Origin of the sequence: Mycobacterium intracellulare ATCC 13950 (assembly GCF_000277125.1) — a bacterium.
In the GTDB taxonomy this organism is placed as follows: domain Bacteria; phylum Actinomycetota; class Actinomycetes; order Mycobacteriales; family Mycobacteriaceae; genus Mycobacterium; species Mycobacterium intracellulare.
The window spans coordinates 4,245,217-4,259,646 of the sequence record NC_016946.1 but is presented as its reverse complement, the minus strand read 5'-3'; the positions used below and the strand labels follow the sequence as shown (position 1 = coordinate 4,259,646).

Genomic DNA, 14,430 nt, shown 5'->3' with positions numbered 1-14,430 from the left:
CACCCACAGGAGTTCGGTGGCTTCTGCCACCCATAGGAGTTCGGTGGCTTCTGCCACCCATAGGAGTCCCGTGGCTTCTGCCACCATGGAGGTATGTGCGGACGGTTTGCGGTCACGACCGACCCGGCCCTGTTGGCCCAGAAGATCAAGGCGATCGACGAGACCACCGGCGCCGACGCCGATTCGAGCGCGCCCAACTACAACGTGGCTCCGACCTCGACCATCGCGACCGTCGTCAGCCGGCATTCCGAACCCGAGGACGAGCCGACGCGGCGGGTGCGGCTGATGCGCTGGGGCTTGGTGCCGCCGTGGGCCAAGGCGGGCGCCGACGGCGCGCCCGAAACCAAGGGTCCGATGCTGATCAACGCCCGCGCCGACAAGGTCACCAGCTCGCCGGCCTTCCGGACCAGCGCCAAGTCCAAGCGTTGCCTGATCCCGATGGACGGCTACTACGAATGGCGGGTCAATTCCGACGCCGCGGCCGGCAAGAAGTCTCGCAAGACACCGTTTTTCATGTACCGGGAGGACGGCGAGCCGCTGTTCATGGCGGGCCTGTGGTCGGTATGGAAGCCGGCCAAGGACGCGTCGCCCCTGCTGAGCTGCACAATCATCACCACCGACGCGCCCGGGGAGCTCGCGCAGATCCACGATCGGATGCCGTTGGTGATGCCCGAACGCGATTGGGACCGATGGCTCGACCCCGACGCCCCGATCGACGAAAAACTGCTGGCCCGCACGCCCGACGTGCGCGCCATCCGCACGCGTGAGGTGTCGACGCTGGTCAACAACGTGCGCAACAACGGCCCGCAGCTACTCGAGCCGGCCGAGCCGGAGCCCGAGCAGATGAAAATCCTGTAGCGCTCGGCTGGCCGCTATTACTGCGCTCGGGACCGCGTGGACGTCTGAATAACCGATTTGCCTAAGGGCAAGCGCGATTTCGCGTCGTCTTTTGCGCTTCCGTAGTTCTTCGCCGGCCGCCAGCAGCGCGACGGCCGGGTTGTCGGATCACGCACAGCTTCTTCGTCGTATGGATAGGCAGCCGAAACGCCCGGGACCACGACGAATCAGGAGAACGCAATGAACATCACGAAACTCAACGACAGCGCACGCCAACTCATCGGTTCCGACCCGGCCACGCTTGTCACGATCAATCGCGACGGAAGCCCGCAAGTCAGCCTGGTCTGGGTGACGGTGCAGAGTACAGCCGACGGCGGTGACGAGCTCGTCACCGCTCATCTGCAGGAGCATCAGAAGATCCGCAACATCCGGCGTGATCCCCGTGTGGCGGTGACCATCGCGTCCACCGACCGCAGCGGGCCGCAGACGCCCTACCTGTCGATCAGGGGCACGGCGCGCGTCGAGGAGGGCGGTGCTCCCGAACTGCTCGACAAGATCGCAACGACTATCTTTGGCCCCGGCACGGGGTTCCCCCCGCCTGACGCACCCCCCGGATACCTGACTCACATCACGATCGAGAAAGTCGGCGGCGTGGGCCCATGGGCGGCATGAACGTCAAGTTCCCATAGGTTCGTCTCCCCTCAATTGGGACGTGTTGAGCTATACCGCCTCATCGTCGCCTCCGTCGCGCAGCAGCTTTTCCGGGTGGTGGAAGGTGTAGGTGCAGGCTTGACGACGAAACGCTCCTGCGAGTCGTTGTTCGCGTTCGGAGCGTCGCCGAATGACACGTGCACCCGAGGGGCGCAACGCCTGACGGCCGGATCAGTTGCTGAGCACCAACTTCCAGTTGCCGTTGACGTTACGGTCCGGAACGCACCAGAAGTTGTTCCAGCTTCCCGGCGCCGTGGCCTTCACGCCTGGGCCGGCGTTCTGGCACGCCTCGCGCGTCGGGTAATTGCCCTCCGTCTGAATCGTGTCGGCGTCTCTGACGCCCACGCCAATCGTCAACGGCCCAGCCATGGCCAGCAGACCCGCCGCGACGCCTAACCCCGCTGCGCCGCGAGCGCCACGGCGGTGGCCACCGCCTCCAGCAGGCGGGTGAGTTGCTCGGCGTCGCCGACGGTGCGGTCGCCGGCGGCCAGCCGGGTGAAGATGCCGGCGATGAAGGTCGTGACGGCGGTGGTCTGCGCGGCCAGCAGTTCGGGGTCGCGGGTGTCCGGCTGCAGGTGGGCGATGGCGTCGCGGGCCATCGCGTTGATCCGGGCGACGAACACCTGTGACGTCTCGGCCAGATCGGGATCGCGCGCGGCGCCCAGCAGCAACTCGTGGCGCGCCCGGTTCAGCATCAGCCCGGTCCCGTCGGCCTGCATCATGGTCAGCCGGGCCAGGTGCGCGAACGGCGAGACCGGGTCGACCGGCTCATCGATCACCGACTGCAAATTGGCGACGTCGATCTCGGCCACCCGCTTGCCGACGCCGCGCAGCAGGGCCGCGCGGGTGCGGTAGTAGTACGACGTGGTGCCCTCGGGGACGCCGGCGCAGCGGTCGACCTGCCCATGGGTGAGTCCACGCGATCCGTGCTCGGCCAGCACCCGGATCGCCGCGTCGCACAGGTCGCGGCGGCGTTCATCGCCGTCGCGCTTGCGGGATCTCGTACTGGCGGCCATGGGTCACCGAAGGACGGTGCCGCCGTCGATGTTGACGACCTGACCGTTGATCCACTCGCCCTCCCTGGACAGCAGGAAGGCGACCAGCGCGGCGATGTCGCCGGGCTCGCCGACGCGCGGTCCGCGAATGCGCTTGAGCGCGCCGGCCTCCAGGTCCGGCCACTGCGGCACCGAGCGGATGGTCTCGGTCGCGGTGAAGCCGGGCGCGACCGCGTTGCACCGGATGTTGTCCTTCCCCCACCGCGACGCGACGTGGCGAGTGAGCGCGCCGATGCCTGCCTTCGCGGTGGCATAGGCCGGGCGCGCGGGCTCTCCTTGGAACGCCGCCGCCGACGACATGTTGACGATGGCCCCGCCGCCGCGGTCCAGCATTCTCGGGATGGCGTATTTCATCGCGGCCACATACCCGCGCAGGTTCACCGCCATCACCCGATCCCAGACGTCGAAATCGATGTCCACCACGTCGGTGTCGGCCAGGATGATGCTCATGTCGGCGCCCACGTTGAACAGCAGGTCCACGCCGCCGAAAGTCGTTGCGGCGGTGTCGATCAGCGCCGCGACCGACGCGGGATCCGCCAGGTCGAAGGCCACGTGCGTCGCCGTGCCGCCGGTCGCGGCGATGCGTTCGGCCGTCCGCCGCGCGCCGTCGTCGGCGACGTCGCCGACGATTACCCGGCAGCCTTCGCCGGCGAGACGGGCGGCCGTCGCCGCGCCGATGCCGGTGGCGCCGCCGACCACGACCGCCACCTTGTCGATCAGACCCTGCAATCCCATGGATATTGACTTTACCTCTAGAACTGTAGAGGATCGCCAGTCATGGCTGGGATTCATCGGGAGCGGCCCGGGGCCGGCGACCTGTCGGCGGCGACGGACACGCCCGCGCTGGCCCTCGGCGACGGCGTCTGGATGTCGCCGGGCGTCTCCAATGCCTACGCGGTGGCCACCGACGAGGGGCGGGTCATCGTCAACAGCGGGCTGGTCTTCGAGGGGCCGCTGCACCGCAAGGCTTTTGCCGAGGTGCCGGGCCCGACACGGGCCATCATCGTCACCCAGGGGCACGCCGACCATTGGGGCGGGGTGAAGGCGCTGCGCGACGAGGGCACCAACGTCGTGATGCACCGCAACTACCGGTACTGGCGCGACGACAACACACTGCTCATGGGCTACCGGGTGCCCAAGACGTCGTTCGCCTTCCAGAAGTTCTCCGACGCCGTGCTCGAGCACTTCAAGACCCTCGACCCCGCGACCATCGACTTCTCGTTCCCCGAGCCGACGACGACCTTCGACCAGCGCCACAACATCACCGTCGGAGGGCGTACCTTCGAGCTGGCGTGGACGCCGGGCGGCGAGACCACCGACGCACTGGTGGTGTGGCTGCCGCAGGAGCGAATCCTGTTCACCGGCAACCTGTTCGGCCCGCTATTCGGGCATGTCCCGAATCTGATGACCATCCGCGGCGACCGCTATCGCGATCCCATTCTCTACATCGAGTCGTTGAACACCGTGCTCGACTACGGACCGCAGCGGCTGATCACCGGCCACTTCGACCCGATCGAGGGCGCCGACCGCATCGCGGAGGAAGTCAGCGCGATGCGTGACGCCATGCAGGCCGTGCACGACCGCACCGCCGAACTGATGAATTCCGGCGCCGACGTCCATACCGCGATGCGCGAGGTCACCGTGCCCGAGCACCTCGACATCGGTGAAGGGTACGGCAAGACCTCGTGGAACGTGCGCGCCATCTGGGAGATGTACACCGGGTGGTTCCGGCATCGCTCCACCACCGAACTGTATGGGATCGCACCGGATTCCGTTGCGGCCGATGTGGTGAGCGCCGCCGGGGCCGACGCGCTCGTGGACGCGGCCCGCGCGCACCTGGCGGTCGGGCGGCCGGTGCAGGCCATCCACCTCACCGACCTGATCCTGGCCGCCCAGCCGTTGCACGCGGCGGCACGTGCCGTCGCCGCCGAAGCCCACGAGGCACTGTTGGCCGACGCCGACAACTTCTGGGAAAAAGCGTGGCTCACCAAATCCATCAACGAACTGAGGTCACCCGAATGAACACCGTCAACTTCGATTTCACCGGCGCCACCGTGCTGGTGACCGGCGGCACCAGCGGCATCGGCAACGCCATCGCCGCCGCATTCGCCGGGGCGGGCGCGGCCGTCACCGTCACCGGCACCCGCGGGTCCGCCACGGACTATTCCGAGACGGATCTGAGCGCCTACACCTACCGCCAATGCCAGATACAGGACCCGAAATCGGTTGACGCCCTGGCGGATTCGCTGGGTGAACTGGACATCTTAATCAACAACGCCGGCGGCCCCTACCCGGCGGGTGACGAATACGACCCGGACGGATACGTCGCGTCGGTGACGCAGAACATGTTCGGCCCGATGCGGCTGACCATGCGCTGCCATGACCTGCTCAAGTCCAGCCAGGCTCCCGGCGGGGCGAGCGTCGTCAGCGTCGTGTCGATGTCCGCGTTCCGCTCCGCCGTGTTCGTCCCCGGCTACGCCTCGTCGAAGATGGGCCTGCTCGCCCTCACGATGAACCTGTCGCGGCGGTGGGCCAACGACGGGATCCGGGTCAACGCCATCGCACCCGGCCTCATCGACACCCGAATGACCCACCCGGCCATGGGCATTCCCGAGGTGATGGACGTCGAGATCGGCTTCCACACGCCCCTGGGCAGGCCCGGCACGCCCCAGGACTGCGCCGGCGCGACGCTGTTCCTGTGTACCGACGCCGCCTCGTACATCACCGGCACCACCATCGCCGTCGACGGCGGATACCTGACGGTCTGAAACGATGAGCGACAACAACTTCGACAACGTCTCGACCACCGACGACGTCTTCAAGCTGGCCGCACAGCGCACCGGCCTCACCGAAATCGATTCCGATTCTTGGCGAGACGGCCTGGCCATCATGCTCGACGAGCTCAACAGTTCGGCCGCGTTCACCCCCTCCGGCCGCGAACGGGTCCTCACCGACGCCACCGACGCGCTCGGGCGGCGCATGCAGGTCCACGCCTACATCCAGGAGCACCCCGAAGTCCTCGACGCGCCCGTCGAGCGACCGCTGATCGTGCTGGGCATGCCCCGCACTGGAACCACGGTCATCAGTTACCTGCTCGACCAGGATCCGGCCCGGCGCTCGCTGCTGCACTGGCAGTGCGTGCACCCGATCCCGCCGGCCACCACCGAGGCGCTGCGCACCGACGCGCGCTGCCTGGCCCTGCTGGAGGAACAGCGCAAGATTTTGGACATGGTCACGCAGGCCAAAGTGCCGCTGCCGCACTGGGAAGACGCCGATGGGCCCACCGAGGACATGTTCATCCACAATCAGGATTTCAAGGGGCTGTCCTGGGACTCGTTCCTGTCGACCTCGCGCTACGCCGAATGGCTGTTCCACGAGGCCGACATGACCAGCACGTACGAATATCAGAAGCGTTACCTGCAGGTGTTGCAGTCCACCGCGCCCGGCAACTGGAGCCTCAAGATGCCGTCGCATTCGGTGCACATCGAGGCGCTGCTCAAGGTGTTCCCCGACGCCCGGCTGATCTGGGCGCACCGGGACCCCTACAGGGCGACGGGGTCGCTGTGCAACCTGTGGAAGCTGCCCAAGGGGATGGTGCTGCATCCCGATGCCATCGACCTGAATGCCATGGGGCGCAACGCCATGGCGCAGATGCGCTACCACGTCCAGCGGCCGCTGCGCGCCCGCGATCGCATCGGCGACGAGCGCTTCTTCCATATGTACTACCACGAGATGATGCGTGACCCGATGGACGTCATGCGGCGCATCTACGAATGGGCCGACGAGCCGCTGACCGCAGAAACCGAAGCGCGGATGCGCAATTGGCTCGCCGGGCACCCCCAGGACCGGTTCGCGCTCAATGCCTACACCCTCGACCAGTATGGCCTGACCGTCGAAGCGCTCGAACCGATCTTCGCCGAATATCTCGATACGTTCGACATCGAACTGGAAGGCACAGCATGAACCCGGCGGACTGCTATCACACCGGGCTGGTGGTTGACGATATGGCCGCCGCCGCCGAACGGCTCACCAGGGTGATGGGGTACCGGTGGACCAAACCGGTCGATGCCGCGTTGAGCGTGGCCACCGCGGACGGCGACATCGAGGTGCCGTTCCGCTTTGTGTACTCGGTGGACGCACCGCACCTGGAAGTGATTCAGGCGGTGCCCGGCACGATCTGGACCCCGCCGCCCAGGGGCGGCGCCCACCACCTCGGCTACTGGGTCGACGACATGGCCGGTGCCGCAGCGCAACTCGAACGCAGCGGGTACCGGCTGGAGGCGCGACCCAGCGGCGAGACGCTGTCGATGTTCGCCTACTACGTCGACCCGGCTGGAGTCCGCATCGAGATCGTGGACCGGGCACTGTTTCCCGACTGGCCGGGGTTTCTGCAATCCATGGCGGCTTGACCGTAAGACCGAGGAGTCACCGATGAAGATGTCAATGGTCACCGGCCCGGGCAAGGCCGAGGTGCTCGACGCCGAGCGTCCCACGGTGGGCCCCAACGACGTACTGGTCCGGATGCGCGCCTGCGGCATCTGCGGCTCGGACGCCTTCTACATCACCATCGGCGGGCTGCCCCCGCGCCAGGGACACACGCCGCTCGGACACGAGCCCGCCGGGGAGATCGCCGAGGTCGGCGCGAAGGTGAGCGGCCTGGCCGTCGGCGACCACGTCGTCATCAACCCGATGGCCGCCCCGAGCGGCATCATCGGCAACGGCGGGCCCAGCGGCGCGCTCGCCGACTACCTGCTCATCGAAAACGTCGTACGCGGAACGAGTCTCGAGGTCATCCCCGACCACGTCCCGTGGGAGGTCGCGGCGCTCAACGAGCCGATGGCCGTCGCGCGCCACGGCGCCAACCGGTGCCGACCCAAGCCGACGGACAAGGTCGCCGTGTTCGGCGCCGGACCGATCGGCCTGGGCGCCACGCTGGCCTTCAAATCCCTTGGCGTGAGCCACGTCGTCGTCGTGGACCTGCTCCCCGGCCGGCTGGACAAGGCGCTGCAGATCGGCGCCGACGCCGTCATCAACTCCGCCGACGAGGACGTGGTGGCGCGGCTGATCGAACTGCACGGCGCGGGCGATTCCATGTACCCCGGAAAGGCCGGCACGAACATCTATCTCGACGCGGCCGGTGTGCCCGCCGTCGTCAACACCGCGCTCGCCGCGGCGCAAAAGGGCGCCACCGTCGGCATCGTCGGCGTCCACAAGGAGCCGGTGCCCGTCGACCTCATCAACCTGATGAGCAACGAGATCACCCTGCTCGGGAGCATGGGCTACCCCGACGAAATCTTCGAGGTGACCAAGGATCTCGTCGCGAACTGGGAGAAGTACGCGCTGATCGTCAGCCACACCATCCCGTTCGGCAGCGTCGGTGATGCGCTCGAGCTCGCCCAGACTCCGGGCGCCGCGGACAAGGTCGTCGTCACGTTCGGCTGATGTCGGCGGTGATCGCGCCGGTGAGGCGGATCAGGTCCCGGGGCGCGACCGCGACGTCGTAATGCCGCTTGCCGGCGCTGCACAGGATCCGATCCCAGCGCAGCGCGGAGCCGTCCAGGACCGTGCGGAGCCGCTTGCGCTGACCGAACGGCGAAATGCCGCCCACCACATAGCCGGTGGCCCGCTCGGCGGCGGCCGGCTCGGCCATGACGGCCTTGGGCACACCCAGCGCCGCGGCGACCGCCTTCAGCGACAACCGCCACGGCACCGGCACGATCGCGACGGCCAGCTCACCCGGCAGGGCGACGATCAGGGTCTTGAAGACCTGTTCGGGCGCGACGTCGGACGACTCGGACAGGTCGGTGACCGCGTCGAAGTGCAGAACCTGGTGCGGCACACCGGCTTTCATCAACGCGACGATGCCCGGAGTGGCCGCGCCGCCCACCGGCTACCTCCGCTGGTCGTGACCCGCGGCGCCCGGCTGCGCCGCGCTTGCGATCACGACGAACTCCGACGGTCGTGACCCGCGGCGCCCGGCTGCGCCGCGCTTGCGATCACGACTAAGGCCCCGAGTACCCCGGCGGGTTGACGCCGTCGACCCAGAAGTCCACGCCCAGCTTCGAACCGGGCACACAGTCGTATGTCGAGAGGTCCTTGACGCCGGATTCCACCAGCACGTCCTCGCACAGCAGCATGTTGCCGGTGTACTCCCTGGACGGCTTGTTGAGGACGACGTAGGCGGCGTCCGAGTACACCTCGGGCTTGCGGGCCCGGCCCATCGCCTCGTCGCCGCCGAGCAGGTTCTGCACCGCGGCCGTCGCCACCAGCGTGCGCGGCCACAGCGTGTTCGACGCGATGCCCTCGTCCCGCATTTCTTCGGCGATGCCCAGCGCGCACAGCGTCATCCCGAACTTGGCCATCATGTACGCCGTCGGCTTCAACCACTCGCGGCCCAGCAGCACCGGCGGCGACAGCGTCAGGATGTGCGGGTTCTCGCGGCCCTTCAGATGCGGGATGCATGCCTGCGACACCGCGTACGTGCCCCGCACCTGGATGCCGTTCATCAGGTCGAACCGCTTCATGGGCACCTCGGTGACCGAACCCAGGTTGATCGCCGACGCGTTGTTGACGCAGATGTCGATGCCGCCGAACTGCTCGACGGTCTTGGCCACGGCCGCCTCGACCGAATCGGGATCGCGGACGTCCCCGACGATCGGCAGGGCCTGCCCGCCCGCCTCTTCGAGCTCCTTCGCCGCGGTGAACACCGTTCCCGGCAGCTTCGGGTGCGGCTCGGCGGTCTTGGCGATCAGGGCGATGTTGGCACCGTCCTGCGCGGCGCGCTTGGCGATCGCCAGGCCGATGCCGCGGCTGGCGCCGGAGATGAACATGGTCTTGCCATTCAGGGACATGGCGTCACACTAACGCCACGCCCGAATCGGTCCGATCGGGGTCTACGCCGGGGAGCGGGCACCGATATCGCGGGCCGAATTCCGCCCGGAAATAGTCGGATCGCGCGCGCGGTTGATCCAATTGGTTTTCGATGCGGTGGGTCACACCCGGGCAAAAGCTGTCGGGGTGAGCCTTTAGATTGGGAGGAGCAGCGTGGTGTCAACGGCGACGAGCCTGTTAGGCGAGGAGCAGTTGGCTGGCGTCCTTGCGAGTCCGGTGGCACTTTCGGTGCTTTCCGGTAACACCGCAGCAGAAGGGACCGGGTTAATCGATATGGCCGATTCTCTAGATGGCCGCGATAGCGCGGCGGGGCCGTCCATCACCGAACCCGCGGCGCCCGAAGAGACGGACGCGGAACTGACGGCGCGGTTCGAGCGCGACGCGATTCCCCTGCTGGACCAGCTTTATGGCGGTGCACTGCGCATGACGCGGAATCCCGCCGACGCCGAGGATTTGCTGCAAGAGACGATGGTGAAGGCCTACGCGGGCTTCCGCTCGTTTCGCGCCGGGACCAATCTCAAGGCGTGGCTGTACCGGATCCTGACCAACACCTACATCAACAGCTACCGCAAGAAGCAGCGCCAGCCCGCGGAGTACCCGACCGAGGAAATCACCGACTGGCAGCTGGCCGCCAATGCCGAGCATTCCTCCACCGGGCTGCGTTCGGCCGAGGTGGAGGCGCTGGAGTCGCTGCCGGACTCCGAGATCAAAGACGCGCTGCAGGCCTTGCCGGAGGAATTCCGGATGGCGGTCTATTACGCCGACGTCGAGGGATTTCCGTATAAGGAAATCGCGGAAATCATGGACACGCCCATCGGAACGGTAATGTCACGGCTGCACCGCGGTCGACGGCAACTGCGCGGCCTGTTGGCCGACGTTGCCAAGGAGCGGGGCTTCAACCGCGGTCAGCAGGCGCACGAGGAGGTGTCGTCATGAGCGAGTTCGCCGGCCAGGGCGGTGCTTCGGCGGATGCCTGCCCCAACGACGAGTCCCACGGCAGCGTCGGCTGCGCGGAGGTCATCCGCCAGGTATGGCTGCTGCTCGACGGTGAATGCGGCCCGGATACCCGCGAACAACTGCGCAGGCATCTCGAGGCGTGCCCCGGCTGCTTCAAGCACTACGGGCTCGAAGAGCGGATCAAGGCGTTGATCGCCACCAAGTGCAAAGGTGAGAGGGCCCCGGAGGGCCTGCGCGAGCGGCTACGGCTCGAGATTCGGCGCACCACCATCATCCGGGGTACGCAGTAGCGTCCTCAGGAATTGGGCCGCTTGCCGTGGTTGGCCTTGCTGTGCTTGCGGTCGCGCTTCTTACGGCCTCGTTTGGCCATGGGTCGAACCTCCGTTGATTGCTGTCAAACCAGGCGCCTGGCGCCGGTTGGCTTGTCGTCCAGTCTCTCATGAGACGCGCCGCGCACTGTCTTCGCCCTGGTGCGGCCCGCGGGAGGGGCCGGGCGCCGTCGTCGCGGTGGGGCCTGTGGTTCGATGTAGGCGACCTGATAGAACGTTGATGGACCAACCAGCGATGGACCAACAACCAGCGATGACCAGCGGCCAGCCTGCGCAGAGGCCGAAACGAGTGGGGTGAAGATGGCCGAGGATGTGCGCGCCGAGATCGTGGCCAGCGTGCTCGAAGTCGTTGTCAACGAGGGTGATCAGATCGGCAAAGGCGACATCGTGGTGCTGCTGGAGTCGATGAAGATGGAGATTCCCGTCCTTGCGGAGGTCGGCGGCACCGTCAGCAAGGTGAGCGTGTCGGTGGGCGACGTCATTCAGGCGGGCGACCTCATCGCGGTGATCAGCTAGCCGGTCGGGCCCTTCGACCAGCCGCCGGGGAACGACCCGGGGAGTAAGCGATGTCAACTCTCGGTGATCTGCTCGCCGAACACACCATGCTGCCGGGCAACGCGGTCGACCATCTGCACGCGGTGGTAGGGGAGTGGCAGCTGCTGGCCGACCTGTCGTTCGCCGACTACCTGATGTGGGTGCGTCGCGACGACGGCGTGCTGGTGTGCGTGGCGCAATGCCGCCCCAATACCGCGCCCACGGTCCTACAGACCGATGCGGTGGGCACCGCCATCGCCTCCGAGCGGCTGGCCCTCGTCGCCGACACCTTCGCGTCGGGCACCGCCAAGAGGGATGACGTTGCGGGTCAAGAGAATTCGTGGTTGCCGGGCACGCACGTCGAGGCGTCCCCGGTGCGCTACGGCGGCCAGGTGGTCGCCGTGCTCACGCATCATCAGACCGCGGTGGCCGCCGACCGCGCGTCCGGGCAGCTGGAGATCGCCTACCGGCAGTGCGCCGGCGACCTCGTCCACATGCTCGCCGAGGGCACCTTTCCCGACGCGGGGGACGTGGTGATGTCGCGCTCGACCCCCCGGGTCGGCGACGGCTTCATCCGCCTCGATGTCAAGGGCGTCGTCGACTATGCCAGCCCCAACGCGCTGTCGGCCTATCACCGCATGGGCCTGACCGCCGACCTGGAGGGACACAACCTCATCGAGGTCACGCGCCCGCTGATCTCGGATCCGTTCGAGGCGCAGGAAGTGGCCGAGCATGTGCGGGATCTGGTCGCCGGCGGGCGCAGCATGCGCATGGAGGTCGACGCCGGGGGAGCCACCGTGCTGCTGCGCACGCTGCCGCTGGTGGTCGACGGCGCCAGCGCCGGCGCGGCGGTGCTGATCCGCGACGTCACCGAGGTCAAGCGCCGCGACCGGGCCCTGATCTCCAAGGACGCCACCATTCGCGAAATCCACCACCGGGTGAAGAACAACCTGCAGACCGTCGCGGCGCTGCTGCGCCTGCAGGCCCGCCGCACGGCCAACGCGGAGGGGCGGGAGGCGCTCATCGAGTCGGTGCGCCGGGTGTCGTCGATCGCGTTGGTGCACGACGCGCTGTCGATGTCGGTGGACGAGCAGGTCAACCTCGACGAGGTCATCGACCGGATCCTGCCGATCATGAACGACGTGGCCTCGGTGGACCGGCCGATCCGCATCAACCGGGTCGGCGATCTGGGCGTGCTGGACTCGGACCGCGCGACGGCGCTGATCATGGTGATCACCGAGCTGGTGCAAAACGCGATCGAGCACGCCTTCGACCCGGCGGTCGAGGAAGGGTCGGTGACGATTCGGGCCGAGCGCTCCGCGCGCTGGCTGGATGTGGTCGTGCATGACGACGGCCGGGGGCTGCCTGACGGCTTCAGCCTCGAGACCTCCGACAGCCTCGGGCTGCAGATCGTGCGGACGCTGGTGTCGGCGGAACTCGACGGCACCCTGGGGATGACCCAGGCCCCGGCCCGCGGCACCGACGTGGTGCTGCGCGTCCCGATCGGTCGCCGGACCCGAATGCTGCTGTAGGCACACGCAAGAGTGCGGCCCCGACAATCGTCGAGGCCGCACCGTTTTGCGTTATCTGGGTTAAACCCCGCTGCGGGCTTTCGTCCGGGCGTTGCGACGCTTCAGCGCACGCCGCTCGTCTTCGCTCATGCCGCCCCAGACGCCCGAGTCCTGGCCCGTGTTCAGGGCCCAGCCGAGGCACTCTGTGGTCACCGGGCACCGATTACAGACCAGTTTCGCGTCAGCGATCTGCGCGAGCGCCGGACCACTGTTCCCCACCGGGAAGAACAGCTCCGGGTCTTCGTCGCGACAGACCGCCTTGTGGCGCCAATCCATACGTCTTTACTCCTTACTGAGTGCGCAGCAAGGCGCACGGCTATTTTCTTCGGCTGTTAAACGCGTGCAGAAGAAAAGGGGCCGCACCCCTACGTAATTTCTGCATGCAACCTTTTGATCGTTTCACAGGCTCAACAGATGTCAATAGTGTGAGTTCGCTCGTGGGCTATCTCACTTTGATCATCTCGTAGTCAAGCCCTTACTCCGTTGTACTACACTGACGGGCCTCTCCCCGTCCGTGTTTGTGTCGCGTGCGCCACAGGCCACGCGTTGCCGCAGGTCAGCGTCGTTTTTGCTGAGGAGGGGCGGCCACCGCAAGCGCGTCGGGCACCGACTTGAACGTCATGGTTTCGCGCACGCCGAGGTAATCCCCGTCGAACTGGCAGGCGACGGGGCCCCCGGTCGAGGTAACTCGCACGCACGGCAGGTCGTCCTCGGTGACGAGGTGCTTGAAGTTGAACGTGGGCCGTTTTGCGAACATCTGCCGGACGATCCGCAGCGTCGGGATCGTCTTCAGGTTGGTCGGCGCGAACACCCCGAGTCCCGACTCGAAGCTGCAGCCGGGGTTGGTCCACACCGGCCGCTCGTTGGCGAACGTCCACGGGCTGGAGTTGGAAACGAACGCGAAGCTCACCCCGGTGATGGGTTCGCGGCCGGGAAGTTCGAGCGTCAGCATCGGCTCGCGGCGGGTGTAGGCCCACACGGCCGGCACCGATGCGCGGATGTAGCGCCACGCGGTCACCTTGCCGCCTTTGCTGCGTTCGGCCTCGACCGCGGCCACCACCTCGGCGTCGACACCCATGCCGGTGTTGAACACGGCCCACCGCTCGCCGCAGTCGATCAGGCCGATCCGGCGCCACGTGCCGCGCCGCTGGTAGTCGTCGAGCAACTGGATGAGCTGGTTGGTGGCCGCGACCGGATCCGCAGAGATGCCCAGCGATCGCGCCAGCACGTTCGCCGAACCGCCGGGCACCACGGCCACCGCGGGCACCGGGCCGCTCGGAAGCGTGCCGGGACGGCCGAGCAGACCGTTGACCACCCCGCTCACCGTGCCATCGCCGCCGTGCACGACCACGAGGTCGACGCCGTCGGCGACGGCCTTCTGCGCGAGCTCGGTGCCGTGCCCGCGGTGGTTGGTGTGTTCGACGCTGAGCTGTAGCCGGCTCTTGAGGGCGTGGGCCAGCAGATCGCGACCGGCCGGTGTGGTGGAAGTGGCTGTGGGGTTGACGATCAGCACGGCCCGCATGAAGCACGAGCTTAGGCGGTGCG

19 protein-coding genes are annotated in these 14,430 nt (G+C 67.4%); 11 read left to right on the top strand and 8 right to left on the bottom strand.

Translation table 11 applies throughout. The features are described 5' to 3' along the window. Positions 1–93: 93 nt before the first annotated feature. Together OCU_RS44585 and OCU_RS44580 are read left to right on the top strand one after the other, a co-directional pair. Entirely contained in the window at positions 94–858 is a 765-nt protein-coding gene (locus OCU_RS44585; protein WP_009952821.1) for an SOS response-associated peptidase, read from the top strand. A gap of 219 nt (positions 859–1,077) precedes the next feature. Next, positions 1,078–1,509: a PPOX class F420-dependent oxidoreductase gene (locus OCU_RS44580; RefSeq protein ID WP_014380941.1), complete on the top strand. Its 432-nt coding sequence runs from the start codon at positions 1,078–1,080 to the stop codon at positions 1,507–1,509. A gap of 210 nt (positions 1,510–1,719) precedes the next feature. Here OCU_RS44580 and OCU_RS44575 read toward each other — a convergent pair whose 3' ends face one another. The 3 genes from OCU_RS44575 to OCU_RS44565 are packed head-to-tail and all read right to left on the bottom strand — an operon-like array spanning position 1,720 to position 3,338. Beyond that, positions 1,720–1,917: a hypothetical protein gene (locus tag OCU_RS44575; protein ID WP_085981091.1), complete on the bottom strand. Its 198-nt coding sequence runs from the start codon at positions 1,915–1,917 to the stop codon at positions 1,720–1,722. A gap of 23 nt (positions 1,918–1,940) precedes the next feature. After that, a complete protein-coding gene (locus tag OCU_RS44570; RefSeq protein ID WP_014380938.1) occupies positions 1,941–2,564 on the bottom strand; it encodes a TetR/AcrR family transcriptional regulator in 624 nt (207 codons plus the stop codon). A gap of 3 nt (positions 2,565–2,567) precedes the next feature. Further along, positions 2,568–3,338 (bottom strand): SDR family NAD(P)-dependent oxidoreductase, encoded by a 771-nt coding sequence (locus OCU_RS44565; RefSeq protein WP_014380937.1) that lies wholly within the window; start codon positions 3,336–3,338, stop codon positions 2,568–2,570. 42 nt (positions 3,339–3,380) lie between these two features. On the opposite strand from OCU_RS44565, the gene OCU_RS44560 reads away from it, so the two are divergent. The 5 genes from OCU_RS44560 to OCU_RS44540 are packed head-to-tail and all read left to right on the top strand — an operon-like array spanning position 3,381 to position 8,045. Then, on the top strand, positions 3,381–4,625 hold the full coding sequence (locus OCU_RS44560) for an alkyl sulfatase dimerization domain-containing protein (protein WP_014380936.1): 1,245 nt from the start codon (positions 3,381–3,383) through the stop codon (positions 4,623–4,625). Beyond that, positions 4,622–5,371: an SDR family NAD(P)-dependent oxidoreductase gene (locus tag OCU_RS44555; protein ID WP_014380935.1), complete on the top strand. Its 750-nt coding sequence runs from the start codon at positions 4,622–4,624 to the stop codon at positions 5,369–5,371. Before OCU_RS44560 ends, OCU_RS44555 begins: the two co-directional genes overlap by 4 nt. Before the next feature lie 4 nt (positions 5,372–5,375). Continuing rightward, complete coding sequence (locus OCU_RS44550; RefSeq protein ID WP_014380934.1) at positions 5,376–6,566, top strand: sulfotransferase family protein; 1,191 nt, start codon at positions 5,376–5,378, stop codon at positions 6,564–6,566. Beyond that, positions 6,563–7,012 (top strand): VOC family protein, encoded by a 450-nt coding sequence (locus OCU_RS44545; RefSeq protein WP_014380933.1) that lies wholly within the window; start codon positions 6,563–6,565, stop codon positions 7,010–7,012. The genes OCU_RS44550 and OCU_RS44545 overlap by 4 nt, the downstream gene beginning before the upstream one ends. 22 nt (positions 7,013–7,034) lie before the next feature. Beyond that, positions 7,035–8,045: a zinc-dependent alcohol dehydrogenase gene (locus tag OCU_RS44540; protein ID WP_014380932.1), complete on the top strand. Its 1,011-nt coding sequence runs from the start codon at positions 7,035–7,037 to the stop codon at positions 8,043–8,045. On the opposite strand, the gene OCU_RS44535 is transcribed toward OCU_RS44540, so the two are convergent. Beyond that, complete coding sequence (locus tag OCU_RS44535) at positions 8,032–8,490, bottom strand: aminoacyl-tRNA deacylase (protein WP_009952808.1); 459 nt, start codon at positions 8,488–8,490, stop codon at positions 8,032–8,034. The two genes, OCU_RS44540 and OCU_RS44535, sit on opposite strands and share 14 nt — an antisense overlap. A gap of 115 nt (positions 8,491–8,605) precedes the next feature. Continuing rightward, complete coding sequence (locus OCU_RS44530) at positions 8,606–9,454, bottom strand: SDR family oxidoreductase (RefSeq protein ID WP_008259702.1); 849 nt, start codon at positions 9,452–9,454, stop codon at positions 8,606–8,608. Between the two features lie 313 nt (positions 9,455–9,767). Between OCU_RS44530 and OCU_RS44525 the strand changes: the two genes are divergently transcribed. Next, complete coding sequence (locus OCU_RS44525; RefSeq protein WP_008259701.1) at positions 9,768–10,430, top strand: sigma-70 family RNA polymerase sigma factor; 663 nt, start codon at positions 9,768–9,770, stop codon at positions 10,428–10,430. Further along, complete coding sequence (gene rsrA / locus OCU_RS44520) at positions 10,427–10,741, top strand: mycothiol system anti-sigma-R factor (RefSeq protein WP_008259700.1); 315 nt, start codon at positions 10,427–10,429, stop codon at positions 10,739–10,741. The genes OCU_RS44525 and rsrA overlap by 4 nt, the downstream gene beginning before the upstream one ends. A gap of 5 nt (positions 10,742–10,746) precedes the next feature. Here the strand turns inward: rsrA and OCU_RS51915 are convergent, their stop codons facing one another. Next, positions 10,747–10,821 carry a 50S ribosomal protein bL37 gene (locus OCU_RS51915; protein WP_085976515.1) on the bottom strand — a complete coding sequence of 25 codons (75 nt, stop codon included), beginning with the start codon at positions 10,819–10,821 and terminating at the stop codon, positions 10,747–10,749. Positions 10,822–11,080: 259 nt separating this feature from the next. On the opposite strand from OCU_RS51915, the gene OCU_RS44515 reads away from it, so the two are divergent. Then, positions 11,081–11,296: a biotin/lipoyl-binding carrier protein gene (locus tag OCU_RS44515; RefSeq protein WP_007773063.1), complete on the top strand. Its 216-nt coding sequence runs from the start codon at positions 11,081–11,083 to the stop codon at positions 11,294–11,296. Between the two features lie 50 nt (positions 11,297–11,346). Further along, complete coding sequence (locus OCU_RS44510; RefSeq protein ID WP_009952806.1) at positions 11,347–12,846, top strand: sensor histidine kinase; 1,500 nt, start codon at positions 11,347–11,349, stop codon at positions 12,844–12,846. Between the two features lie 60 nt (positions 12,847–12,906). Here the strand turns inward: OCU_RS44510 and whiB1 are convergent, their stop codons facing one another. Next, positions 12,907–13,161 carry a transcriptional regulator WhiB1 gene (gene whiB1 / locus OCU_RS44505; protein ID WP_003874607.1) on the bottom strand — a complete coding sequence of 85 codons (255 nt, stop codon included), beginning with the start codon at positions 13,159–13,161 and terminating at the stop codon, positions 12,907–12,909. Positions 13,162–13,441: 280 nt separating this feature from the next. Next, positions 13,442–14,407, bottom strand: a complete 966-nt coding sequence (locus tag OCU_RS44500; protein ID WP_014380928.1) for a diacylglycerol/lipid kinase family protein — start codon at positions 14,405–14,407, stop codon at positions 13,442–13,444. Positions 14,408–14,430: the final 23 nt, after the last annotated feature.